The following is a 24499-nucleotide window of genomic DNA, read 5'->3' as shown; positions in this document are numbered from 1 at the left end:
CCTGATGCGGGAGGTAGCGAACCGATTGCCGGTGTCGTGACTGACCTCGCCCTCTACATCCACTGGCCGTTCTGCGTCGCGAAATGTCCGTATTGCGACTTCAACAGCCATGTCCGCGAGGCCGTTGATCAGGATCGCTGGCGCGCGGCGCTGCTCGCCGACCTCGCGCATGAGGCAGGGCTGACGCGCGGGCGGAGCATCGGCTCGATCTTCTTCGGCGGGGGCACGCCATCGCTGATGCCGCCCGCCACTGTCGCGGCGCTGCTGGACGCCGCGGCGGGACAGTGGGCCTTTGCGCCCGACATCGAGATCACGCTGGAGGCGAACCCGTCGTCGGTCGAGGCGGCGCGGTTCGCCGATCTGGCGGCCGCCGGGGTCAACCGCGTCTCGCTGGGGCTGCAGTCGTTCGACGACGCGGCGTTGCGCTTCCTGGGCCGGGCGCACGATGCGGCAGAGGGGCTGGCGGCGCTCGCCACCGCGCAGGCGAGCTTCGCGCGGGTCAGCTTCGACCTGATCTACGCGCTGCCGGGGCAGACGATCGCCGCCTGGGATGCGCAACTAGCGCACGCACTGGCGTTCGGGACCGAGCATCTGTCGCTGTACCAGCTGACGGTGGAGCGGGGCACGCGCTTCGCGACCGATGCGACGGCGGGGCGGCTCCGGCTGCCCGACGCGGATCACGCCGCCGACCTGTTCGAGCTGACCCGCGCCCGCACCGCGGCGGCGGGGCTGCCCGCCTATGAGACGTCGAACCATGCGCGACCGGGAGCGGAGAGCCGTCACAACCTGACCTATTGGCGCTACGGCGAGTACCTGGGCGTCGGGCCGGGTGCGCACGGAAGGCGCGGCGGTCTGGCAACCCAGCGGCGGAAGAAGCCGGAGAACTGGCTGGCGGCGGTCGACCGCAACGGGCACGGGATCGAAGCCGAGACGCTGCTGACCCCGCACGAGCGCGCGACGGAGGCGCTGCTGATGGGACTGCGGCTGACCGAGGGCGTGGACCTCGCGCGCATCGCGGCGCTGGCGGGCGGGGTGGCGCCGGTAGATGCGGCCGCAGTGGCGCGGCTGGCGCGGCTCGGGCTGGTCGCGTGCGACGACGAACGGTTGCGCGTCACCGGCGCCGGGGCGCTGCTGCTCGACGCGATCCTCCCGGAGGTGGTGACGGACGAGACGGTAACGGCGTGAGCCTCGCCTCCGCCGCTCCGCGGGGGAGGGGGGCCACCGCCCGCAGGGCGGTGGTGGAGGGGGCCCCCCACAACAGTAGCCCCCTGCGTCATGCGGCTTGCGCAGCGCGCCACCACCCCCGCAGAGCGGGGGAGGAAATCAATGCGCGAAGCCCGTCGGCGCGGGCGACACCACCACCGTCGTCCCGCCCCTGATCTCCTGCACCTCCAGCGCCCGCTCCGCGACGCCGTCGCGGCCGAACCGGAACGCGCCGTCCAGCCCCGCAAACCCCTCCGGATCGCGCAGCCGGTTTTCCGGAAACCGCGCGCCGATCGGCCAGTCACGTGCGATGCGCACCGTCAGCAGCACCGCGTCATAGCCCAGGCTCGCCAAGCGGTACGGCCCCGCGCCGAAGCGCCCGCGATACTTCGCCGCGAACTGGCGATAGAGCCCGTCGCCGACGCTTGCGAACCAGCCGCCCGCCAGCTGCGGACGCGCGGCGATGCTGCTCTCCGCATTCCACAACTCGGTACCGAGCACATGCGCGCCGGCGCTGCCGCGTTTCGCACCGGCTGCTGCGGAAGCCGCCACCGCGCCGCCATCGGCGATCAGGACCGCGCCATAGGGCGCGCGCGCCGCCACCCGCGCCGCCGCCCCCGCGATCGATGCGGGCGTGCGGGCATAGGTCTGGAGTGACAGCACCTGGCCGCCGCCCGCCTCCACCGCGCGCAGGAAGGCGGTCGACGCGCGTTCGCCATACAGCCCGTTGGGCACCATCCCCGCAAAGGTCGTCACCCCACGGCTGCGCGCATAACCGACCACGCGCTCCACCGATTGCGCGGGGACATATCCCATCACAAAGGTACCGTTGCCGGCGACGCCGCTATCGTTGGAAAAGCTCAGCACCGGCACCCCGGCCGCACGCGCGATCGGCCCGACCTGGCGCGCATCCTCGGCCAGCAGCGGCCCTAGGATCAGCTGCGCGCCGTCGTCGATCGCATGCCGCGCCGCCGCCGCCGCGCCCCCATTGGGTCCACTTGGCGCGGTGTCGTAAGTGGTGACCCGCACCGCCGTCGTCCCCGTATCCAGCATGGCCAGCTGGGTGGCGTTGGCGATCGACTGACCGACGCCCGCATTGCCGCCGCTCATCGGCACCAGCAGCGCGACGCGGTTGCGCTGCGTGTCGTGCGGAATGCCGGCCTCGACGGCCGGCGGCGCATAGACCGGCGGGGGCGGCGCCTGTGCCGGCTCCGCCCCCCGCGGCACCACCGCCGCGCAGGCGGCCAGCGCCAGCCCGGCGGCGAGCACCGCCAGCCGCCCTGCCCGGCGCCTCAAAGCTGCCCGTTGCCGGACCGCACCACCCTCTGTCATGACCCTCTCCCATGAACGCCGCCGCGCCCAAGCTTTCTCCGGGTCTCTACATCGTCGCGACCCCGATCGGCAATCTCGGCGACCTGAGCCCACGCGCGGCCGCGGTGCTGGCGGGGGCCGATCTGCTGGCGGTCGAGGACAGCCGGGTGACGGCCGGGCTGCTCCGCCATATCGGGATGAAGCGACCGATGACGCCCTATCACGATCATAATGCGGAGGAGGTCCGGCCGGGACTGATCGCGCGGCTGGCGACGGAGGCGATCGCGCTGGTCAGCGACGCGGGCACGCCACTGATCTCCGATCCCGGTTTCAAGCTGGTCCGTGACGCGCGCGCGGCGGGGCACAGCGTCGTGACGATTCCTGGGCCATGCGCGGCGGTGGCGGCGCTGACGCTGGCGGGGCTGCCGACCGACCGCTTCCTGTTCCTGGGCTTCCTGCCGCCCAAGGCGGGCGCACGCGCGGCGGCGATCGCGGAAGTGGCGGCGGTGCGCGCGACGCTGGTCCTGTACGAATCGGGGCCGCGGCTTGCTGGCTGCCTCGCCGCGCTGGCGGACGGGCTGGGCTACCGCGAGGCGGCGGTGACGCGGGAGATCACCAAGCGTTTCGAGGAGGCGGTGACCGGCACGCTGTCGACGCTCGCCGCCCGCTACGCCGATACGCCGCCAAGAGGCGAGATCGTGATCGTCGTCGCGCCGCCCGGCGACCCCGCCCCGGCGAGCGCGGACGACGCCGACGCCGCGCTGACCGAAGCGCTGACCCGCCTTTCCGCCGCCAGGGCCGCGGGCGAAGTGGCGAAGCGCCTCGGCCTCGACCGCCGCGCCCTCTACGCCCGCGCGCTCACGCTCAAGGATTGAGCCGAAGAAGCGACGAGCGCCGCCGCCGATCGAGGTCGACGGCTTGCCTTTGGCGGCCGCCGCGTCAGGTTGACCCCACAAGCGAGGCCCCGGGCGCGAGTCCGAGCAGAGCCGCGCGACAGGGTCGCCGGTCTATTCGGTCAAGGAGCATCGGCAATGCCATTCAGGATCTTTGCGTCGGGCCACGGCGCCAGCGGGCACTTCGTCCACGAACGGGTCGACCTCGATTTCGAGAAGGCGGTCGACAAGGCAGCGCAGATTCAGGCGGTGGCCGAGGGCAATTACGGCTCCGTCCAGGGGGTCGCGAAGACCGCCAACGACGTCAGGAATGCTGGACCAGACGACGTCGGCGCGGGCGCGCAGAAGGTCGGCCAGATCGTGATGGCCGAACTGATCCAGACCGGCATCAACTATCTGGCGATGAAGGGCGGCGGGGACAGGCGCAAGGTGATGCTGTCGGCGCGCATGACGCATGCGCTGTGGCCCGACACCATGCGGGTGTTCGAGGTGAGCCTCGACGAGGACGACGCGGGATATAGTTTCATGAAGAAGCTGAAAACCGCGCTGGTCGCCACCGACATGTATACCGTCGGCGTGCTGCGCCACATCAGCGATACGCTGGCGCGCTACGGCACCTGGATGGACGCGCGTGGTGGCGATCCGTGGCTGAGCATCCAGCTCAAGGGGTGAGGCGACTGGCGCGCGCGCGCCGCGGCGGTTAGCGGCGAACGCGATGCGCCGCACCACGCTCGCCCGCCAGCATGCCGACGCCCAGGGCCGCCGCGGCGAGACCTATGCGGCGACATGGCTGGAGCGGCGCGGCTGGACGGTGGTCGACCGGCGGGTGAAGACCAAGGCCGGCGAGGTCGACCTGGTCGCCCGCCGCCCCGGCCTGGTGGCGTTCGTCGAGGTCAAGGTCCGCCGCACCGCCGCCGAGCTTGACCATGCGATCGACGAACCCCGCCTCGCCCGCGTCGCCGCCGCCGCCGAGCTGCTGATGGCGCGCTACGCGGAGCCCGGCGACGACATCCGCATCGACGTGATCCTGCTGGCGCCGGGCAGCCTGCCGCGCCACATCGAGAATGCATGGGTGCCGCAGGATTGAGGCTAGTAGCATGACCGAAAAGCCGCCGAGCATCTGGACAATGGATCGCCCCGCTATCGAGCAGACACTGGTCGAGGGACGCTCGCCGCGAGGAGCTTATTCGGATCGGGAGCTGGTGGCGGTCAGGACGGTCATTGATCGGCCTGATTTTGATCATCTTGATCTGCACGGCCGACAGCTTGCGTTCAAAGAGGCGTGGACCGGTCCCTCGGATTTCCACCCGGCTGCGGCGACGCAGCAAGGCTCGTCGCTCACAGGCGCCGGCTGGTGCCTCATTTTGATGTCGGTCGCGTTCTGCCTCTTCGCATTTTTCGGTTACACTATGACGGCATCGTACAGCGACACGCTCAACATTGGCCTTCTCCAGAACCAGCTCATGTTGTTTCTGCTCGGGCTCGCCGGCCTGCTCAGCGGAGTCGCCGCGCTATTGACCAACTGCATTGTCGCCGCCATCCGTTCGCCTAAGGCGGATGCATGACCACCCCACTTACCGTCGCCGTTCAGATGGACCCGCTCGCCGGCATCAACATCGCGGGGGACTCGACCTTCGCGCTGATGCTGTCCGCGCAGGCGCGCGGGCATCGGCTGTTCCATTATGCGGCCGAGGCGCTGAACTACAGTGCCGGGCGGGTGTGGGCGCGCGCGCATCCGGTTACGGTGCGGCGGGTGGAGGGCGATCACTTCACGCTCGGCGAACCCCTCAGCCTCGATCTGGGCGCCGACGCGGAGGTCGTGCTGATGCGCCAGGACCCGCCCTTCGACCTCGGCTACATCACCGCGACGCACCTGCTGGAGCGGATCGCGGACCGCACTCTCGTCGTCAACGATCCGGTCCAGGTCCGCAACGCGCCCGAAAAGGTGTTCGTCCTCGACTATCCGCAGTTCATGCCGCCGACGCTGGTCACCCGCGACCTCGACGAGGCGCGCGCCTTTCTCGCCGAACATGGCGAGATCGTCGTCAAGCCGCTCCACGGCAACGGCGGCAAGGCGATCTTCAAGGTCGGGCGCGACGGGGCGAACCTGTCGGCGCTGATCGAGGTCTTCAACATGACGTGGCGCGAGCCGCACATGCTGCAGGCGTTCCTGCCGGAGGTCGCGGGGGGCGACAAGCGGATCGTGCTGGTCGACGGCGCGGTCGCGGGCGCGATCAACCGGCTGCCGGGCGAGGGCGAGATCAGGAGCAATCTCGCGGTCGGCGGTTCGGCGCAGCGGACGGTGCTGACCGAGCGCGAACGGGAGATCTGCGCGGTGCTCGGCCCGGAGCTGAAGAAGCGCGGGCTGCTGTTCGTCGGCATCGACGTGATCGGCGGCAAGTGGCTGACGGAGATCAACGTGACGTCGCCGACGGGGATCGTCGCGATCGAGCGGTTCGACGGGACGGACGTGGCGGGGATGATCTGGGACGCCATTGAAGCGAAGGTGGCAGCACGGGGTTCGTAGCTCCTCCCCGGGACGGGGAGGTGGCGCGCGGCGGAGCCGCGCGACGGAGGGAGCTCTCCACCCGCAGATCGACCGCGGCAAGCCCCCTCCACCCCCGCCGCTTCGCGCCGGCGGTCCCCCTCCCCGTCCCGGGGAGGAGCCAGGCGGTTCAACGCTCGTTGAACAAGCCGAGCGTGACGGAGTCCGGCAAACATGACCGAGTTCATCCTCCACTGGATCGCCCGCGGCGGTTACCTTGGCATTGTCGCGCTGATGGCGCTGGAGAACATCTTCCCGCCGATACCGTCCGAGGTCATCATGGGGCTGGGCGGGATGGCGGTGGCGCGCGGCCAGATGGCGCTGATCCCCCTGATCGTTGCGGGGACCGCGGGGACCACCGCGGGCAATTACTTCTGGTACTGGATCGGGCGAAATCTCGGCTATGAGCGATTCCGGCCGTTCGTCGAGCGGCACGGGCGCTGGCTGACGCTCGACTGGCCCACGGTCGAGCGGCTGCACCGCTTCTTCGAGGATCGCGGCGGCTGGGTCGTCTTCGTGTTCCGCTTCATGCCTGCGTTCCGGACGATGGTGTCGCTGCCCGCGGGCATGACGCGGATGCCGCTGTGGCGCTTCCTCCTCTTCACCTTCGCCGGCGCTGCGATCTGGAACAGCGTGCTCGCCTGGGCCGGCCTCTATTTCGGCAGCCGCTTTCAGGAGCTGCATCGCTATGTCGGCCCGGTGACGGTCGCGACCTTCGTGCTGCTGGGGCTCGGCTATGCGTGGCGGGTCCTCCGGTGGAAGCCCGCCGACTGATTTGGCTGTCCTACAGACCCGCGGGCGGGATACGCAGCCAACTCGATCCAAGTCAGTGACTTAGCGGAAAAGCGCGGACACGATCATGCCTCTACTTAGCCTCTACTTCCGGCGCGGGGATGCGCGTTCCGGTACACGTCCATCAGAAGCGCGGCGTCGACCGCCGTATAGATCTGCGTCGACCCCAGGCTGGCATGCCCCAGCAGCTCCTGCAGCGCGCGCAGGTCCGCGCCGCGGCCCAACAGATGCGTCGCGAAGGAATGGCGCAGCGCGTGCGGCGTCGTCCGCTCGCCCAGGCCGAGCCGCCCCCGCGCCGCGCGCACCGACCGCCGCACCACCGCCGCCGCCAGCGGCCCGCCCTTCGCCCCGCGGAACAGCGGCGCGTCGCCCCGGACCGGCCAGGGGGTCGCCGCCACATAGGCTTCGATCGCGGTGCGGATCGCGGGCAGCAACGGCACCACCCGCGTCTTGTCGCGCTTGCCGATGACGCTCAGCGTCTCGCCCAGCGGCAGCACCCGTGCCGGCAGCGCCATGGCCTCGCCGATCCGCAGCCCCGCGCCATAGAGGAGCAGCAGCACCGCCCAGTCGCGCGCGGCGATCCAGGGCTGCGCGGCGTCGTCCGCCACCTCCTCGGCGAGCGCGACGGCATCGGCGGGCGAGACCGGCCGCGGCACCCCCTTCTTGACCCGCGGGCCGCGCAGCCGCGGCGCCTCGACCCCTGAATCCTTCAACGCCCAGGCCAGGAACCCCCGCACCGCCGACAGCTCGCGCGCCGCCGACGCATTGCCCAGCCCCTCCGCCCGTCGCGCGGCGAGGAAGGCGCGCAGATCGGCGGCGGAAACCTTGCCCAGCGCGGCGGCATCCACCGCCTCCCCCCAATGCGCCTGCAGGAAGCCGAGCAGCCGCTCCGCCGTCGCCTGATACGCCCGCACCGTATGCACCGACCGCCGCCGATCGCGCGCGAGATGCTGGGCATAGGCGGCGGGCAGATCGGTCAACGCCGCGGCCGCTGCTTGGCGGAGACCGACTTGATGATGGTCCGGGCCTCGCCCTGCGGGTCGATCGGCGTCTCGACGCTGGCGGCGGCCGCCGCGATCAGCGCCGCGACCGCCGGGCTCGCCATGCGCGCGGCGTCAAGCTTGACGTGCCGGACGGTTCCTCCCGTCCCTTCGAGCAGGCCATCCGGATCGGGCAGGGTCGGCCCGTTCGCCAGGAACAGGCTGACCCAGCGCGGATACACCGCCACCGAACAGGTGATGGCGCGCGCCTTCTCATTGGGCCCGAAGCCGATCGCGAGCGCGTTGTAATTATCATAGACCAGCCGCAGCGCGCCCGGCAGCGCCGCCGTCACCATCGCCAGCGCCGCGCGCGCGTCAGCCGCGACGGCGGGCGTGAAGCGGTCGATGAACTGATCGAGCTGCTCGTCCGGCGTCATTCCCGTCCTCCACCCCCTCTCTTATATGAGCGCGATCACGATGTCCCGCGCCCGCGTCCTGGTCCTCAACTCGGCCCTCGGCCCACTCGACTATCGCGTGCCCCCGGGGATGCAGGTCGAGCCCGGCTCGATCGTCGTCGCGCCGCTGGGGCCGCGCCAGCTGCTGGGTGCGGTTTGGGAACCCGAGCATCTGCCGTCGGCGGCCGAGGTCGGCGACAACCGGCTGCGGCCGCTGCTCGCGGTCGCCGATGTCCCGCCGATCCGCGCAGCCCTGCGCCGGCTGATCGAGTGGACCGCGGATTATTACCTCGCCCCGCCCGCCGCCGTGCTGCGCATGACGCTCGCCAGCACCTCAGCGCTGGAGGGCGCGCGGCTGGTGGTGGAGTATCGCGCCACCGGCGACCAGCCCGACCGCCTCACCCCGCAGCGGGAGCAGGCGCTGGCACGCATCGGCGATCGCCAGGGCCTGATCCGCGAACTCGCCACGATCGCGGGTGTCAGCGACGGCGTCATCCGCGGCCTCGTCAAATGCGGGGCGATCGAGGCGGTCGAGGTCGATATCGACAGCCCCTATCCCGTTCCCGACCCGGACCACGCGCCCCCCGCGCTGTCGCCCGCCCAGGCCGCGGCGGCGGCGCAGCTGGTCGCCGATGTCGACGCCCGCACCTTCGCGCCCACCCTGCTCGACGGCGTCACCGGCTCGGGCAAGACCGAGGTCTATTTCGAGGCCGTCGCCGCCGCGCTGCGCGCCCAAGGATCGGAAGGGGGCCGCCAATGCCTCGTCCTCCTGCCCGAGATCGCGCTGACCGAGCCCTTCCTCCAGCGGTTCGACGCGCGCTTCGGCTGCGCGCCCGTCGCGTGGCACTCCGGCCTGCGCTCGACCCAGCGCCGCCGCGCCTGGCGCGCGATCGCGTCGGGCGAGGCGCGCGTCGTGGTCGGCGCCCGCTCGGCCTTGTTCCTGCCCTATGCCGATCTCGGCCTGATCGTCGTCGACGAGGCGCACGAAACCAGCTTCAAGCAGGAGGAGGGCGTCCACTATCACGCCCGCGACGTCGCGGTGATGCGGGGCAAGTTCGAGGGCTGCCCCGTCATCCTCGCCTCCGCCACCCCCGCGATCGAGACGCGCCAGCAGGTGACGCTGGGCCGCTATGCCGAGGTCCGGCTGCCCGAGCGCCACGGGGCGGCGGAAATGCCGGAGATCGCGGCGATCGACCTCCTCGCCGAACCGCCCGAACGCGGCCGCTGGCTCGCGCCCCGGCTGGTCGCTGCGATGGCAGAGACGCTGGAGCGGCGCGAGCAGGTGCTGCTGTTCCTCAACCGCCGCGGCTATGCGCCGCTGACATTGTGCCGGACCTGCGGGCACCGCTTCCAATGCCCGAACTGCAGCGCCTGGATGGTCGAGCACCGGCTGACGCGCCGCCTCGCCTGTCACCATTGCGGGCATGCCGAGCCGACGCCGCGGCTGTGCCCCGAATGCAAGGGCGAGGAATCGCTCGTCGCCTGCGGTCCCGGGGTCGAGCGGATTGCCGACGAGGTGACGGCGCTGTTCCCCGCCGCGAAGGTTGCGGTAGTGACCAGCGACACGATCTGGTCGCCCGCCCGCGCCGCCGAGTTCGTGGCGCGGATGGAGGCGGGCGACATCGATGTCGTGGTCGGCACGCAGCTGGTGACCAAGGGCTATCACTTCCCCAACCTGACGCTGGTTGGCTGCGTCGACGCGGATCTGGGGCTGGAAGGCGGCGACCTGCGCGCGGCCGAGCGCACCTTTCAGCAGATCAGGCAGGTGTCGGGCCGCGCCGGCCGGGGAGAGAAGCCTGGGCGGGTCTTCATCCAGACGCATTCGCCCGGCGCGCAGGTGATGCGGGCGCTGGTGACGGGCGACGCCGACGCTTTCTACGCGGCAGAGACCGAGTCCCGGCAGGAGGCGGGCGCCCCGCCTTTTGGTCGCTACGCCGCGATCGTCGTGTCGTCGGAGGATCAGGCGTGCGCACACGAGACGGCGCAGCTGATCGGCCGCGCCGCGCCGCGTGTCGAGGGCATGCACAGCTACGGCCCCGCCCCCGCCCCGCTCGCCATGCTGCGCGGACGCCACCGCTACCGCCTCCTCGTCCACGCCCGGCGCGCGCTGGACGTCCAGGACGTGATCCGCGACTGGCTTCACGCGCTCAGCTGGCCCGCGAAGGTGCGGGTGACCGTCGACGTCGACCCCTATTCCTTCCTGTAGACGCTTGAGCCCGGCCGCGCATGACGGTAGCGTGCCTAACATAGGACAAGAGTCGGGACGGGGGTTTACGCATGTTTCGCAAGAGCTTGGCGCTGATTGCGGCGGCGCTGGTTGGGTCGGCGGCGAGCTGGGCGGGCGCGCAGGAAGTCTATGATCACGATGTGGTCGTCACCGGCGCGCGCAGCAACGCGGTCGGCTGGCAGGTTGCAACCTCCAGGCACTTCGTCGTCTACATGCGGGACACGCCCCAGCATGTCGGCCAGTACGCCGCCAAGCTGGAGCATTTCGACAAGGCGATCCGCGTCCTTCACGGCACGCCCGAGGACAATCGCGGCGCCGCCAGCCGCGTCACCGTGTTCATGCTGGACTCGGTCGATGAAGTGCAGCGCATCGCGCACAACGACCGGATCGCGGGCTACTACGAGCCGAACATCCACGCAGTCGCGTTCATGCCGCGCAATACCGGCGAGGGCCGCGACTTCGGTTTCACCTCGCAAGCGGTGATGTTCCACGAATATACCCATCATTGGATGCTGACCAACTGGGTCGATGCCGCCTTTCCGGCTTGGTACACCGAAGGCAATGCCGAGCTGCACGCGACCGCGATCTTCCGGTCCGACGGCAGCGTCACCTTTGGCGCGGTCCCGACCTACCGGCAGAACAGCATGGATTCGGGCGTGGTGCCCGCCTCGATGCTGCTCCGCGGGCGGGTCGATCGGCTCGACGAGCGCCAGGCAGCGACGCTGTATGGTCGCGGCTGGCTGCTGACCCATTATCTCACTTTTGACCCGGCGCGGCGCAACGAGCTGGCCGCCTATGTCGCTGCCGTCAATTCCGGCAAGACCATCGACGAAGCCGCGGCCGTGCTTGGCGATGTCGGCTCGCTGGACGGCCGGATGAACGCCTATGGCCGCCGCGCGCAGCTACCCTCGCTGACCATGCCCGCGGACCAGCTGCAGATCGACCGGGTGGCGGTGCGCGCGCTGTCTGCCGCCGAAGCGGCGGCGATGCCTGCGTTGATCCGCTCCAAGAGCGGCGTCGGCAAGACCACGGCGCCGCAGGTGCTGGCGATGGCCCAGCAGGCGGCGAACGCCTTTCCCAACGACGCCGCGACGCTGAACGAGCTCGCCGAGGCAGAGTATGACGTCGCCTCGACCGGGGCGGAGGCGAACGCGGTGCCGGGCCTGCAACGCGCCATGGCCGCCGCCGATCGCGCCATCGCGGTCGATCCGCATTCGGTGCACGCCCTGCTATACCGCGGCATGGCCGAACAGGGGGTGGCCGAGGCCCAGCACAAGACCGACGATCCGACCTGGCGATCGGTCAGGTCATGGTTCATCCGGGCGAACCGGGCGGATACCGAAGACCCCGAGCCGCTGCTGACCTATTATGAGAGCTTCCGGGTGCCGCATCAGACCCCCTCGGCGGGCGCGTTGAACGGCGTGATTTATGCCTATGCGCTGGCGCCGCACTCGCTCGACGCGCGCTTCGACGCAACCAAGGTGCTGCTCACGCAGGGCAAGCTCCGCGAAGCCCGCGCGGCAATCGCGCCGATCGCCTACCGCGCCGATTTGGGCGATCAGGGCAAGAACTTCCTCAAGGTGCTGACCGCGATCGACGGCGGCAACGCGGCGGCGGCGCTAGCGGCGATCACCGAGATCGAGACCAAGGCGGATGCGGACCGGGCCAAGGCGAGGAACCATGCCTAAGGCGCAGCGCGCACGGCGGTAGCGCCGCTGCCGGCGAGGTGCGCCGTGCGTAACCTCCGGATGGCGCGACGAGCCGGTTGCCGATGCCCTGCTCTGGCGAGCAGATCGTTGAAAGCCGCGCAAGACGCAGCGGCAAAGCCAAGTCCTCACGTCGGACGGGCTCGCCGACGGGCCACGCGGCCGCGTTCGCTCGTCTCGCGAACAGCGCGTCGCGCCATTCGCGTGCGATCAGCGCGTCGCGTTGTAGCGTAGCTGCTCGTCGGTCAGCTGGAACCCGACCAGCGCCTCGAAGGTCGACCGCAGCACCGCCTGGCGAACGTCCGGCTGGGCAAGCGGATCGACGGCCGCATCCTCCTCGCCCGCACGCCGCCGCCGCGTCAGTTGCTGGCGCACCGCATCGGGCAGGGTCGCCGCCGCCCGCGCGATTGTCGTCGATGCGCTGCCCGCCACCTGCGCCCGCGCGGCCCCCGCGTCGAAATGCAGGTGCACCGTCCCGATCCGCTTCGCCACCACTGCGCTGCCGCCGCGCACCACCGTGATGAAATAACGCAGGTCGAGGTCGCGCGGCGTGTCCGTCCGCGTCCGACGCGCCGCCACGTCGAAGGTGACGTTGGTGACGATCTGATCGCCCGCGTCGCCGCAGGTCGAGCGCACGTTGGTCATGTACGCGACCAGATCGATCGCCGAGGCGTCGCGGCTCCCGGCCGGGTCGAACAGCGTGACGTCGCCGGTCGCGGCGGGCACGCCCACCTGCGGGCAGGCGGAGCGCACCGCGCTGACACCGCCGGTCTCGTCCAGCTCGCCGCGGCCGGAGCAGCCGCCCAGCAGCAGGGCGCCGCCCAGGAGCGCCGCCGCCCCGATCATCGATACGCGCACTTGGGGCCACTCCTTCGCCATCGCCGCCGCCATAGGAACCGCCTTCCGCCCGCGCAAGCAATCGCGTAGAGGCGCGCCCGTGACCGAGCCCCTGTCTGATCCGGCGACCAAGCCCCCGATGGCGCTGCTGATCGCCGCGCCGCGCGGCTTCTGCGCCGGGGTCGACCGCGCCATCCGCATTGTCGAGCTGGCGCTGGAAAAGCACAGCGCCCCCGTCTTCGTCCGGCACGAGATCGTCCACAACCGGTTCGTCGTCGATGGCCTCAAGGCGCAGGGCGCGGTGTTCGTCGAGGAGCTGGACCAGGTGCCCGACGGCAAGCCGGTGGTCTTCTCCGCGCACGGCGTGCCCAAATCGGTGCCGGCCGCGGCACAGCACCGCGGTCTCGACTATCTCGACGCGACCTGCCCGCTGGTCAGCAAGGTGCATCGCCAGGCCGAGCGGCTGGTCGCGATGGGCAAGCACATCGTCTTTATCGGCCATGCCGGGCATCCGGAGGTGATCGGCACCTTCGGTCAGGTCCCCGCCGGGTCGATGTCGCTGATCGAGGACGTTGCGGGGGCGGAAGCGTTCGCACCCGCCGATCCCGACAACCTCGCTTTCCTGACCCAGACGACGCTGTCGGTCGACGATACCGCGGCGGTCGTCGCGGTGCTGGCGCGGCGTTTCCCGTTGATCCAGGCGCCCAAGGGCGAGGACATCTGCTACGCGACGTCGAACCGCCAGGCTGCGGTCAAGGCGATCGCGGCGCAGTGCGACGCGATGCTGGTGATCGGCGCCCCCAATTCGTCCAACTCGGTGCGGCTGGTCGAGGTCGCGGAGCGCGAGGGCATCCCCGCCCGCCTGATCCAACGTGCGAGCGACCTCGACTGGAGCTTCCTCGACGGCGTCGGGACGCTGGGCATCACCGCGGGTGCGTCGGCGCCGGAGCTGCTGGTGCGCGAGCTGGTCAACCGGCTGGCGGAGCGCTTCGCGGTGACGGAGCGCGAGGTCGAGACGACGCGGGAGACCATCGCCTTCAAGCTGCCGCGAGGGCTGGAGGCGGCGGCGTAGCCCGCGCGCGCCCAGCGATGCTGGACGCGAGACGGGGCAGCCCGGCCGGCGGGTCGCGCCAGCACCCGTCCGACGACGGGGCTTCGCCGCGGCGGGCTGCTTTGCCGTCGTTGAGTCCCGACCGCTACTTCCCGGACGTGGTCTGTCTAAGCACCCGCCGCCGCGGGGGTGCAGGAAACGTCTCGAGCAGGAGGGAACAGGCAACGATTGTCGTGGCGAGGACTGTCCTACACGCGCCCATCCCGCTACCCCCGGCTCGTGTCCGGCGCTGCCCATCACCCCCACCACGATGCGCCGCGCGTCAGCGGCGTCGGGGAGGCATCGCGCGACCGGTCGCCTTTGCGTGAAGTTCGTCGACTTCGGCGCGAGAATGGCCGCGGCTTGCGGCAAGTTCAACAACTTCCGCGGCCCTGACATGGCCGTCTACACCCACGTCTCCGCCGAATCGCTGGCCGCGTTCCTCACCCGCTACGACGTCGGCGAGCTGGTCAGCGCCAAGGGTATCGCCGAGGGGGTGGAGAACTCCAACTATCTCGTCGACACCACAGGCCCAAAGGGTGAAGGCGGCCGCTACATCCTGACGCTTTACGAAAAGCGCGTCGCGGCGGACGACCTGCCCTTCTTCATGGCGCTGCTCGACCATCTCGACGCCAAGGGCCTGCCGGTGCCGCCTGCGATCAAGGATCGCAGCGGAAAAGCGATCCAGCAGCTGGAAGGGCGCCCGGCATGCCTCATCAAGTTCCTGCCGGGGGTCTCGCTGTCGCACCCGACACCGGCGCAGGCGTGGGCCGCGGGTGAGGCACTAGGACGGATGCATGCCGCGCTGGCCGATTTCGCGCCGGAACGGCCGAACAGCCTTGGCGTCAACAGCTGGCAACCGCTGCTCGACCGCTGCGGAGGCGGTCTGGACCGGATCGCGCCGGGGCTCGACCGCCGCCTGGGGCTGGCGCTCGACGAGGTGTTGGCCTTCTGGCCGCAGGGCTGGGGCGATCGAGCGTCGGCAGGATCGGGGATCACGGACCTGCCGATCGGCGCGATCCACGCTGATCTTTTTCCCGACAACGTCCTGATGCGGGGCAACGACGTGTCGGGTTTGATCGACTTTTACTTCGCCTGCACCGATGTGCGAGCCTATGATCTGGCGGTTACGCACACCGCCTGGGCGTTCGACGCCTTCGGGGGCCCCCTTGCGCCGGCCGTCGGACGCGCGCTGGTTGACGGCTACACTGCTGCCTTTCCGCTTTCAGAGGCCGAGCGCCGTGCGCTGTGGGTGCTCGCGAAGGGCGCATGCCTCCGCTTCGCGCTGACTCGCGCATGGGACTGGCTCAACACCCCAGCTGACGCGCTGGTCACGCGCAAGGATCCGCTCGCCTATGTCCGCCGGCTCGACTGGTACGACGACCACGACAACTGCACGGCGGCCTTTGCATGACCGAGCTCCCCCATGTCGAGGCGTTCACCGATGGCGCGTGCAAGGGCAATCCCGGCCCCGGCGGCTGGGGCGTGCTGCTTCGTCGCGGCGCCACTGAAAAGGAGCTGTCGGGCGGCGAGGCGGCGACGACCAACAATCGCATGGAGCTGACCGCTGCGATCGAAGCGCTCAATGCGCTGACCAAACCCTGCCGCGTCACGGTGTCGACCGACAGCCGCTATGTGATGGACGGGCTGACCAAGTGGATCCACGGCTGGCGGAAGAACGGCTGGCGCACCGCCGACAAGAAGCCGGTCAAGAACGCCGAGCTGTGGCAGGCGCTGCTGGAGGCGTCGGCGCGGCATCGCGTCGAATGGACCTGGGTCAAGGGCCATGCCGGCCACCCGGAGAACGAACGGGCGGACAGACTGGCGAGCGACGCGGCGAAGGTGGCAGGCAAGTCTCACCCCTCCCCTTTAGGGAAGGGGCTGGGGATTGGGGCTGGCCCCAAGCCGTCCGCTCCGAGACCAACCCCCACCCCAACCCCTCCCCTGCAGAGGAGGGGATAAAGGATCAGTCGTCGATCTCTTCGATCGCCGCGCCGGGGCCGTTCTTCAGCACCGAGGCGATCGCGTTGCGCGCCGAGGTCTTGCTCGAATAGCCTTCCGTCCAGAAGATCGTCTCGCTGTTATAGACGAAGCGGGCGACAAACTCGCCGGCCTTGTTCTTCTTGATCGTGAACTTGTGCGCCATGACGGTCTCCCTCGTCGTTTAACCTATGTTACGCTGAAATCGGCCAGGTGCATAGCGGCTCGCATCCACCCCCGCCGGCAGGGCGCCGTTCCCGAGCAGCAGTGTCGCGGCCAGCGCCGCAGCCGCAGGCGCGGTCTGGATGCCGAAGCCGCCCTGCCCCGCCGCCCAGAAGAAGGACGGCACGTCGGGGTCGTAGCCATAGACCGGCAGCCGGTCGGGCGCGAACGACCGCAGCCCCGCCCAGCGCCGCTCGACCGCCGCGACGCGCCAGTCGACGACGTGCTCGAACCGGTCGATGGCGACCGCGACGTCCAGCTCCTCGGGCGCGGTATCGTGCGGGTCGACCGGCGTCTCGTCATGGGGCGACAGCCACAGCCGGCCGCCTGCTTCGGGCTTGAAGTAGAAGCGCCCGGCTATGTCGGCGATATGCGCCATGCCCTCCGGCGGGGGCGGTTCGGTGCGCAGCTGCACGACGGTGCGGCGATAGGGCTGAATGCCGAGCGGCGTCACCTCTGCCAACGCGGCAACCTGATCGGCCCAGGCCCCCGCCGCGTCGACCAGCACGCCCGCGGTGAAGTCACCCGCGGTGGTGGTAAGTAGCCAGCCGTCGCCGCGCCGCTCGGCCCGCGTCAGCCCGGCCCGCGTCGCCAGCACCGCACCGGCCTGCTTGGCCGCCTTGAGCGCCGCGGCGTGCAGCCCGCCCACGTCGATATAGGCGCAGCTCGGCTCGTAGACGCCATGCACCCAGTCCGCCCGCAGCCCCGGTACGAACCGCGCCGGATCGACCCGCTCCAGCACCACGCCGGTGTCGGCGAAGGCGGCCAGGAAGGCGTCGATCGCGCCCTCGTCCTCGGCCCGGCCGATATGGAGCGAGCCCAGCGGCTCCAGGAACCCACCCGCCTGGAACGCCGCGGTCGATGCCGCGGTCAGCGGCTGGATTGCCGGCCCGCCATAGGTTTCCGACCAGAAGGCCGCCGAGCGTCCGGTCGAGTGATAGCCCGGCTGGTCCTCCGCCTCAAGGAGCAGGACACTGGCGCGATCGCCGATCGCGGCGGCGAGCGTCGCCCCGACGATCCCCGCGCCGACGATCGCGTAGTCGTACCGGCTCATGCGTTCCCCCGTTCCCCGACCCGTTCGAGCAGCCGGTCGATGGCCGCGAACGCGCGGTCGCGCACCGCCGCGCCCTCGCGCAACACCTCATGCCCCGATTCTGGTCCGAAGCGCACCACTTCCGCCGTCGGCATCCGCGCCGCGATCTTGAGCGCGGCCCTCGGATCGACGAGCTGGTCGTGCTCCGGCACAAGGAACAAGATCGGTGTCACGACCGTCGCCAGCCGCCCGTCCCGGAGCAACGCCGCGCCAGAGAGGAATGCTTGCGCGACCCAGCCCCAGCTCGGCGCGCCCAGCCTCAGCGCGCCGTCCGCCTCCCACCAGCGGCCGTCCTGGCCGCGCGCTGTGTCGACCGTCAGCCGCCGCAGCCGCTGCTCGACCGCGGCGGGGTGGTCGGGCATCGCCCAGGCGGCGCGGCGCGGCGCGCCGGTCCGGCACATCCAGCGCGCGAACGCAAACCCGCCGCGCTGTCCCAGCGGCGAGCGCACCTGCACCATCGGCGCGCTGAGCACGACCGCGGCGGGAGCGATCCGCCCCGCCGCCAGCGCGCGCAGCACCAAATGCGCGCCCATCGAATGCGCGACGACGACGTGCGGTCCCGGCGCTTCCTGCGCCCATGCATCCCAGAAGGCGGCGAGATCGTCTTCGAACGCCGCGAACCCCGCGACATGGCCGGCGTCGCCGATGCCCAGCCGGCCCGACCCGCCCTGCCCGCGCCAGTCGAACGACGTGACGGTCCAGCCGCGATCATGGAGGTGCGCAGCCAGGTCGAGATATTTCTCGATCACATCGGCACGCCCGCCCTGCAGCAGCACCGATCCGCGCACGGGCTCGGCCGCCCAGTCGAAGCGGCGATGCTCCCAGCCATCGAGCGCGCGCCAGCGGCTCAGCCGCGCGGCCGCGGGCAGGCGATCGGGCAGGAGCGGGACAGCCGGCATGGTCGCCAGCGCGGTTACGTTTTGGAAAGGCGCCGCGTCTAGACCCGATTGCATGGGGGAAAGCGTCTTGCCGCTGGCTTTGCTGGCCGTGCTCGCCCTGCTGCTGCTAGCGGCGGGTGTCGAAGATGCGCGGCAGCGGACCATCGCCAACGGTCTCAACGCCGCGATCGCGCTGCTGGCACCCGCCTGGTGGTGGGCGACCGGCTATGCGCTGTGGCCCGACGTCCCGCTCCAGCTCCTGCTGGCCGCCGCCGCCTTGGCCGCCTTTGCCGGGCTGTTCGCGGCCGGCGCGATGGGGGGCGGCGACGTCAAGCTGATCGCGGCGCTGGCGCTGTGGCTGCCCTTTGCGCCGTTTCTGCGGCTGCTGATGGTGATGTCGCTGGCGGGCGGCGCGGTAACGCTGATCATGATGGTCGAGCGGCGGCTGCACCGCAAAAGCGGGGCGCTGGAGATACCCTATGGCGTGGCGATCGCTTTCGCCGGCCTGCTCGCTCTTCGCGAACCGATATTTAACCAATTGGCGTGATGCTTAACCGCGCATCAACCCCGCTGCCGTCCTGCGGAAAGGCACGAGTGAGACATGGATAGTCGTAAAGTCATCCTTCTGGTGGGCGCGCTGATGGTAGCGGCGCTCACGGCATTTTTCGCGAGGTCGCTGCTGGCCGGCGGCGCTGCGCCGCAGGCGAACGCATCTGGCATGGCGGCCGCGTCGGTCGACGGCCCGGAAGTCCTGGTCGCCACCAGGGCGCTGCCGGTGGGCACGATCATCGATGCAACCGCGCTGCAGTTCAAGCCGTGGCCGCACGAGCTGGTCGACAATGCCTATTTCCTCCGTGCCGGGACCAACGTCCAGTCGCTGCAGGGCACGGTCGTTCGCACCGCCATCACCGCGGGCCAACCGTTGACGCAGGGCGCTTTGGTGCGGCCCGGCGATCGCGGGTTCCTCGCCGCGGCACTTGGGCCGGGCATGCGCGCCGTGACGGTGCCGGTGTCGGCGCAGGCGGCGGTAGCGGGCTTCGTCTTTCCGGGCGATCGCATCGACCTGGTGCTGACCCAGTCGGTCATCGGCGGCGGTGATGGGCCCCCGCTAAAGGTGTCGGAGACGATCGTGCGCAACCTGCGCGTGCTCGCCACCGATCAGCGCACCGACAATGTCGTCGGCGAGGACGGCAAGACGGTCGTCAAGACCTTCTCCACCGTCACGGTCGAATCCACCCCGCACATCGCGGAGCAGATCGCGGTCGCGCAGACCCTGGGACAGATCTCCCTGTCGCTGCGCTCGATCGCCGACAATTCGACGGAACTGGAGCAGGCGATCGCATCGGGCGCCGTGCACGTGCCCGACGGCAGCACACCGCAGGCCGAGCACGCAATGATGATGCAGCTCGCGACGCAGCCTGCCAGCGGTAACTCGACCTTCGCCACGGGCGCCGACGTCTCGCGCTTTCAGCGTCGCACGGTGCCCGGCAAGGGTGCGGGGGCGCCGGGATCGTTCGGCGCGGTGCCGGCCGCTCCCATGCCGGGCGGACCCGGTGCGGGCATGGCGCCCAGCTTTCCTGGCGGCGCACCTGCCTCTGTCGGCCCCGTCGTGCGGATCACGCGCGGCAACGCCACCACACCCGTCCCGGTCGGGGGGAACTGAACCATGCGTAGCTTCCACATGACACGTCACCTGTTGGCTGCGACCGTCGCGACCGTGCTGGTGGCAGGGCCGGCGACCTCCGCCGGCGCCCCCCACCGCCCGCACGCCCCGGTCCGCCGGGCGGCCGGTCCGGTCAGCCGCCATCTCGCCCAGCAGCCTCCGGGCGTACAGCGCCCGACGACGGAGGTTCTCCTCTCGATCGGTCAGGGCGAGCTGATCACGCTGCCAGCCACCGTGTCGGACGTGTGGGTGTCCAATCCGGATGCCGCGGACGTCTATGTCAGCAACCCGCGCCAGATCCATCTGTTCGGAAAGGGTGCTGGCGAGACCACCATCTTCGCCACCGGGGCAGGCGGCACGGTCATCTATGCGACCAATGTCCGCGTCGCGCAGAACCTGACCTCGGTCGACGCGATGCTGCGGCTCGCAATGCCAGAGGCCAACATCCGCGTCGTCACCGCGGGACAGATCGCGGTGCTGACCGGCACCGTCTCCACCCCCGAAGATGCAGCCGAAGCGCAGCGGCTGGTGACGTCGATGCTGAACCCCGGCGTCGACCCCAGCAGCGCGACCGGGCTGCGTATCCAGGTGATCAACCGGCTCAAGGCCGCGACGCCGCTACAGGTCAATCTGCAGGTCCGCATCGCCGAAGTCAGCCGCAGCTTCGCCAAGAACGTCGGGACCAACTTGACCACGCTGGACGGCACCAGCGGCTTTCAGTTCGGGGTCGGCTCCGGCCGCTCCCAGACCAACCAGTTCAATGCGCTGGGCGGTCCACTCGGGATCGGCTCGACCGCATCCCGGTGTCTGCCGCCCGTCTCGTCTGCAGGTCAGTGCGCAGGGACCATTCCGGGTACCGCCATCACGCCCGGCGGCCAGCGCACCACGCTGGGTGCGCTGACCAGGGTCCTCGGTCTCGATCTGCTCGGCAGCTTGGACTTGGGCGAGACGATCGGCCAGGTGTCAACGCTCGCAAATCCCAACCTCACCTGCCTTTCGGGCGAGACCTGCACCTTCCTTGCCGGCGGCGAGATCCCGATCCCGATTGCCCAGCCGGGCGGCGGCGGCTCAGCGATCACGATCGAGTACAAATCCTACGGCATCGGCCTGGCCTATACCGCCACGGTCCTGTCGAACGGCCACATCTCCTTGCGCGTAAAGCCGGAGGTGTCGCAGCTGTCGTCGCAGGGTGCGGTGCAGATCAACGGCACCACGATCCCGGCGCTGACCACCCGGCGCGCAGAGTCAACGCTTGAGCTGGGCTCCGGACAGAGCATGGTGATCGGCGGGCTGCTCCAAAACGATCACCAGAACACGATCGACGGCACGCCCGGGTTGGGCAACATTCCGGTCCTGGGCGCCTTGTTCCGCTCCAACGGCTGGCGCCGCAGCGAGACGGAGCTAATGATCGTCATCACGCCGTATCTGGTCCGTCCCGTGGACAACCCCGGCGACATCGTGCTGCCGACCGACGGCGAGCGTGCGCCGACCGATGCCGGCCGCATCCTGCTCGGTCAGATCGGCAGCGGCGTCAGCGGCCAGCGGCGGCCGGTGCCGACGATGTCGACCCCGAACGCTCCGTCGCCGACTGTCGGCGCGACCGCGCCCACCATGCCGCAGCCGCTGCCTCAATCGGTGCCGGGCGAGCGTCAGGCCGCGTCGATCGAACGTCCGGTGGCGCCAGCACGGCGCGGCGCCGGGCCGACCCCCGGCTTCTCCAATTGACCTTCCGCAGAGGACTTGCCCCCATGAAGCGTTCGCTTCTCCTCCCCCTGTTCATCCCGGCGCTAAGCCTCGGCGCCTGTGCGGGTACGACTAACCGAGGCCTTGAATCGGTCCACCAGGCCGTCGTCTCGCGCCAAGATTTCGTGCTCGACCTCCAAGCCGGCGGCGACGGCCTGGCGGGCGGCGAACGCGGCCGGCTTGACGGTTGGCTCAGTTCCATGCGTCTCGGCTATGGCGACAAGGTCACGATCGACGATCCCGTCGGCCGCGGCGGCGTCAGGACCGATGTCGCGCAGACCGTCGCGGCCTATGGCTTGCTGCTGTCCGAGGAGCGTCCCGTCACCGGCGCCCCGGTCGCGCCTGGTACGATCCGCGTCGTCGTCAGTCGTGCGCATGCGGCCGTGCCGGGCTGTCCCGATTGGAGTCGCGATTCGAGCGTCGACTTCAACCAGAACACCTCTTCCAATTTCGGCTGCGGCGTCAACGCCAGCCTGGCGGCGATGATCGCACAGCCGGAGGACTTGGTCCACGGCTCCGGTCCGGGGGCGGTCGATGCGCGCAGCTCGGCCAAGGCGATCGACGCCTATCGTCGCGCAGCGCCGTCGGGCGCCGGCGGCGCCACGGTACAGAGCCCCGGCACGGGAGGTCATTGAGATGAACGCACCATGGAAGCCCAATGCCGGCACCCGCGAGCCGTTCGTCGCCTATGTCTGCGACGACACGACGGCGGAGAGCATGCGCCCGGTCATCGCCGAACTCGGCTGGTCGGTGGAGAAGATCCACAAGGGCGGGCTGCGCAACGCGGTGCAGACCCTGTCGGTTTCGGCGAGTCCCCAGATCCTGTTCGTCGACCTCGCCGAATCGGGCGATCCGCTCAACGACATCAACGCGCTCGCCGAAGTATGCGAGCCCGGCACGGTGGTGATCGCCGCGGGGCAGGTCAACGATGTCCGCCTGTACCGCGACCTGGTCGCGTCGGGCATTCAGGATTACCTGCTCAAGCCGCTTCACCCCGATCTGCTGCGCGAATCCTTCACACAGGCTCAAGCGATGCTGAACGCGCCGCGTCAGGCCGAAGCCGGCGCCGAGCGCGCGCATTGCGCGATCGCGGTGATCGGTACGCGCGGCGGGGTCGGCGCATCGACGGTCGCGACCTCGCTCGCCTGGCTGATGTCGGCCAAGGAGGGCCGCTCGACCGCACTGCTGGACCTCGACATCCATTTCGGCACCGGCGCACTGGCACTCGATCTGGAGCCGGGTCGCGGCCTGACCGATGCGATCGAGAACCCCAGCCGCATCGACGGGCTGTTCATCGAACGCGCGATGGTCAAGGCGTCGGAAAAGCTGGCGGTGCTGTCGGCCGAGGCACCGATCAATTCACCGCTGCTGACCGACGGCGGCGCGTTTTATCACCTGCAGGAGGAGATGCGGAGCGCGTTCGAGTGCACCGTCATCGATCTGCCCCGCGGCATGCTGGTCCAGCATCCGGCGCTGTTGAGCGACGTGCAGCTGGCGGTGCTCGTGACCGATCTGACGCTGGCGGCGGCGCGTGACACGATCCGCTTCCTGTCGTGGATGAAGAGCAACGCGCCCAACACCGGCGTTCAGGTGCTAGTCAACCGCATGCATGGGGCGGGGGGCCAGCTGGAGATCAGCCGCAAGGACTTCGAAGGCTCGATCGAGCGCCGCGTCGACTTCGCGGTGCCGTTCGACCAGAAGCTGGCGGCGCAGGCGGCCAAGCTGGGCAAGCCTTTCGCGGAAGCGGGGAAAAACTCCAAGACGGTGGCCCCGCTGGTCGCCTTGGCCGATTATCTGGCCGGGGCCGCCGAGGACGCGAGCGCACCGGCGGAAGGCAAGAAGCCCAAGGGCGCCTCGCTAGTCGGCAAGTTCGATCTCAAGGCGCTGATCGGCAAGCGCGCCGCCAAGTGATGGCGCTGCCCGTCCTCCTCCTCGCCGGTAGCGCGTCGTTGATGATGCTGCTGCTGTGGCTCGCCTTTGCGGGCCCCTCGGCGTCACGCGCGCAGACACGGCGGCTCGGCGCAGTGCGTGAACGGCATGGCGACGTGCGCGTCAGCAACGAAGAGAAGATGCGCCGCATCAGCGCCAACCGCGCGACGCGGATGGACCTGGCGGTGGGGCGGCTGTTGCCGAATCCCAAGCAGCTCCAGAAGCGGCTGAATATGACGGGCAAGCCATGGACCGTCGGTCAATATGGCGGCGTTACCGCGGGGCTGTTCGTGGTGATGACGTTGCTGCTCCACTTCAAGGGATTGCCGGTCCTGTTCGCCATTCTGGCTGGGTTGGTGATCGGCGCGGGCATGCCGCACTGGTTCGTCGGCAAGGTCATCAAGCGCCGCGTCAACAAGTTCACGACCAAGTTTCCCGACGCGATCGAGCTCCTAGTCCGCGGCCTGCGCTCCGGCCTGCCGATCTCCGAGACGATGCAGGTCGTCGCCGCCGAGGTCGACGGCCCAGTCGGCGAGGAGTTCCGCATGGTGTCGGACAAGATGAAGATCGGCCGGTCGATGGACGCCGCCCTTCAGGACACCGCCGATCGGCTCGGCACGCCCGAGTTCCAGTTCTTCGTCATCACCATCGCCATCCAGCGCGAGACCGGCGGCAATCTGGCGGAGACGCTGGCGAACCTTGCCAACGTGCTGCGCATGCGGTCGCAGATGAAGCTGAAGATCCGCGCGATGTCGTCGGAATCGAAGGCGTCGGCCTATATCGTCGGCTCGCTGCCGTTCATCGTCTTCACGCTGATCTGGTTCATCAATGCCGAATATATGCAGAACTTCTTCATCGACCAGCGGCTGATGGTCGCCGGTATCGGCGGGCTGATCTGGATGGGTCTTGGCGCCTTCATCATGGCCAAGATGGTCAATTTCGAAATCTGAGG

The 24499-nt window shown here is 70.0% G+C and carries 24 protein-coding genes and 1 pseudogene; 18 read left to right on the top strand and 7 right to left on the bottom strand.

Annotated features, from left to right (window positions below; all coding sequences use genetic code 11):
• Positions 1-36: 36 nt before the first annotated feature.
• Entirely contained in the window at positions 37-1185 is a 1149-nt protein-coding gene (gene hemW, locus ACP2AD_RS00515) for a radical SAM family heme chaperone HemW (RefSeq protein WP_425228121.1), read from the top strand.
• A gap of 138 nt (positions 1186-1323) precedes the next feature.
• Here hemW and ACP2AD_RS00510 read toward each other — a convergent pair whose 3' ends face one another.
• Positions 1324-2535, bottom strand: a complete 1212-nt coding sequence (locus ACP2AD_RS00510; protein WP_425228120.1) for a penicillin-binding protein activator — start codon at positions 2533-2535, stop codon at positions 1324-1326.
• Positions 2536-2546: 11 nt separating this feature from the next.
• Between ACP2AD_RS00510 and rsmI the strand changes: the two genes are divergently transcribed.
• The 6 genes from rsmI to ACP2AD_RS00480 all read left to right on the top strand — a co-directional run bounded on the left by rsmI (position 2547) and on the right by ACP2AD_RS00480 (position 6726).
• A complete protein-coding gene (rsmI, locus tag ACP2AD_RS00505) occupies positions 2547-3389 on the top strand; it encodes a 16S rRNA (cytidine(1402)-2'-O)-methyltransferase (protein ID WP_425228119.1) in 843 nt (280 codons plus the stop codon).
• A 156-nt stretch (positions 3390-3545) separates the two neighbouring features.
• A complete protein-coding gene (locus ACP2AD_RS00500; RefSeq protein ID WP_425228118.1) occupies positions 3546-4079 on the top strand; it encodes a hypothetical protein in 534 nt (177 codons plus the stop codon).
• A 43-nt stretch (positions 4080-4122) separates the two neighbouring features.
• Positions 4123-4494, top strand: coding sequence for a YraN family protein (locus ACP2AD_RS00495; protein WP_425228117.1), 372 nt, complete (start codon positions 4123-4125; stop codon positions 4492-4494).
• Between the two features lie 10 nt (positions 4495-4504).
• Entirely contained in the window at positions 4505-4972 is a 468-nt protein-coding gene (locus ACP2AD_RS00490; RefSeq protein WP_425228116.1) for a hypothetical protein, read from the top strand.
• The gene (gene gshB / locus ACP2AD_RS00485) at positions 4969-5934 is read left to right on the top strand and encodes a glutathione synthase (RefSeq protein WP_425228115.1); all 966 of its coding nucleotides are present in this window, start codon (positions 4969-4971) and stop codon (positions 5932-5934) included. The genes ACP2AD_RS00490 and gshB overlap by 4 nt, the downstream gene beginning before the upstream one ends.
• Before the next feature lie 192 nt (positions 5935-6126).
• Positions 6127-6726 carry a DedA family protein gene (locus tag ACP2AD_RS00480; RefSeq protein WP_425228114.1) on the top strand — a complete coding sequence of 200 codons (600 nt, stop codon included), beginning with the start codon at positions 6127-6129 and terminating at the stop codon, positions 6724-6726.
• 95 nt (positions 6727-6821) lie between these two features.
• On the opposite strand, the gene ACP2AD_RS00475 is transcribed toward ACP2AD_RS00480, so the two are convergent.
• Positions 6822-7724, bottom strand: a complete 903-nt coding sequence (locus tag ACP2AD_RS00475) for a tyrosine recombinase XerC (protein WP_425228113.1) — start codon at positions 7722-7724, stop codon at positions 6822-6824.
• Positions 7721-8161: a hypothetical protein gene (locus tag ACP2AD_RS00470; protein WP_425228112.1), complete on the bottom strand. Its 441-nt coding sequence runs from the start codon at positions 8159-8161 to the stop codon at positions 7721-7723. Before ACP2AD_RS00470 ends, ACP2AD_RS00475 begins: the two co-directional genes overlap by 4 nt.
• A gap of 40 nt (positions 8162-8201) precedes the next feature.
• Between ACP2AD_RS00470 and ACP2AD_RS00465 the strand changes: the two genes are divergently transcribed.
• A complete protein-coding gene (locus tag ACP2AD_RS00465) occupies positions 8202-10385 on the top strand; it encodes a primosomal protein N' (protein ID WP_425228111.1) in 2184 nt (727 codons plus the stop codon).
• 71 nt (positions 10386-10456) lie between these two features.
• Positions 10457-12094, top strand: coding sequence for a hypothetical protein (locus tag ACP2AD_RS00460; protein WP_425228110.1), 1638 nt, complete (start codon positions 10457-10459; stop codon positions 12092-12094).
• Positions 12095-12322: 228 nt separating this feature from the next.
• Here the strand turns inward: ACP2AD_RS00460 and ACP2AD_RS00455 are convergent, their stop codons facing one another.
• Positions 12323-12991 carry a hypothetical protein gene (locus ACP2AD_RS00455; RefSeq protein WP_425228109.1) on the bottom strand — a complete coding sequence of 223 codons (669 nt, stop codon included), beginning with the start codon at positions 12989-12991 and terminating at the stop codon, positions 12323-12325.
• Between the two features lie 97 nt (positions 12992-13088).
• On the opposite strand from ACP2AD_RS00455, the gene ispH reads away from it, so the two are divergent.
• From ispH to rnhA, 3 genes and pseudogenes are all read left to right on the top strand, one after another.
• Positions 13089-14021 (top strand): 4-hydroxy-3-methylbut-2-enyl diphosphate reductase, encoded by a 933-nt coding sequence (ispH, locus tag ACP2AD_RS00450; RefSeq protein ID WP_425228507.1) that lies wholly within the window; start codon positions 13089-13091, stop codon positions 14019-14021.
• Between the two features lie 415 nt (positions 14022-14436).
• Positions 14437-15453, top strand: coding sequence for a homoserine kinase (gene thrB, locus ACP2AD_RS00445; RefSeq protein WP_425228506.1), 1017 nt, complete (start codon positions 14437-14439; stop codon positions 15451-15453).
• A pseudogene (rnhA, locus tag ACP2AD_RS00440) lies at positions 15450-15893 on the top strand (ribonuclease HI); the annotation flags it as partial. The gene thrB and the pseudogene rnhA, both read left to right, overlap by 4 nt.
• 112 nt (positions 15894-16005) lie before the next feature.
• On the opposite strand, the gene ACP2AD_RS00435 reads toward rnhA, so the two are convergent.
• The 3 genes from ACP2AD_RS00435 to ACP2AD_RS00425 are packed head-to-tail and all read right to left on the bottom strand — an operon-like array spanning position 16006 to position 18233.
• A complete protein-coding gene (locus ACP2AD_RS00435) occupies positions 16006-16185 on the bottom strand; it encodes a YegP family protein (RefSeq protein ID WP_425228108.1) in 180 nt (59 codons plus the stop codon).
• Between the two features lie 18 nt (positions 16186-16203).
• On the bottom strand, positions 16204-17295 hold the full coding sequence (locus ACP2AD_RS00430) for an NAD(P)/FAD-dependent oxidoreductase (RefSeq protein WP_425228107.1): 1092 nt from the start codon (positions 17293-17295) through the stop codon (positions 16204-16206).
• Positions 17292-18233 carry an alpha/beta fold hydrolase gene (locus ACP2AD_RS00425; RefSeq protein WP_425228106.1) on the bottom strand — a complete coding sequence of 314 codons (942 nt, stop codon included), beginning with the start codon at positions 18231-18233 and terminating at the stop codon, positions 17292-17294. Before ACP2AD_RS00425 ends, ACP2AD_RS00430 begins: the two co-directional genes overlap by 4 nt.
• Before the next feature lie 52 nt (positions 18234-18285).
• Between ACP2AD_RS00425 and ACP2AD_RS00420 the strand changes: the two genes are divergently transcribed.
• From ACP2AD_RS00420 to ACP2AD_RS00395, 6 genes are read left to right on the top strand one after another with little or no spacing between them, the layout of a single operon-like run.
• Positions 18286-18759, top strand: a complete 474-nt coding sequence (locus ACP2AD_RS00420; RefSeq protein WP_425228105.1) for an A24 family peptidase — start codon at positions 18286-18288, stop codon at positions 18757-18759.
• A 54-nt stretch (positions 18760-18813) separates the two neighbouring features.
• On the top strand, positions 18814-19875 hold the full coding sequence (cpaB, locus tag ACP2AD_RS00415; protein ID WP_425228104.1) for a Flp pilus assembly protein CpaB: 1062 nt from the start codon (positions 18814-18816) through the stop codon (positions 19873-19875).
• Between the two features lie 3 nt (positions 19876-19878).
• The gene (locus ACP2AD_RS00410; protein ID WP_425228103.1) at positions 19879-21600 is read left to right on the top strand and encodes a type II and III secretion system protein family protein; all 1722 of its coding nucleotides are present in this window, start codon (positions 19879-19881) and stop codon (positions 21598-21600) included.
• Positions 21601-21623: 23 nt separating this feature from the next.
• Positions 21624-22253, top strand: coding sequence for a CpaD family pilus assembly protein (locus ACP2AD_RS00405; RefSeq protein WP_425228102.1), 630 nt, complete (start codon positions 21624-21626; stop codon positions 22251-22253).
• 1 nt (position 22254) lies between these two features.
• A complete protein-coding gene (locus ACP2AD_RS00400; RefSeq protein WP_425228101.1) occupies positions 22255-23529 on the top strand; it encodes an AAA family ATPase in 1275 nt (424 codons plus the stop codon).
• On the top strand, positions 23529-24497 hold the full coding sequence (locus ACP2AD_RS00395) for a type II secretion system F family protein (protein ID WP_425228100.1): 969 nt from the start codon (positions 23529-23531) through the stop codon (positions 24495-24497). The genes ACP2AD_RS00400 and ACP2AD_RS00395 overlap by 1 nt, the downstream gene beginning before the upstream one ends.
• The last annotated feature ends 2 nt before the right edge of the window (positions 24498-24499 follow it).

Origin of the sequence: Sphingomonas sp., assembly GCF_965248875.1 — a bacterium.
GTDB lineage: Bacteria > Pseudomonadota > Alphaproteobacteria > Sphingomonadales > Sphingomonadaceae > Sphingomonas.
This window is presented reverse-complemented; position numbering and strand designations above follow the sequence as displayed.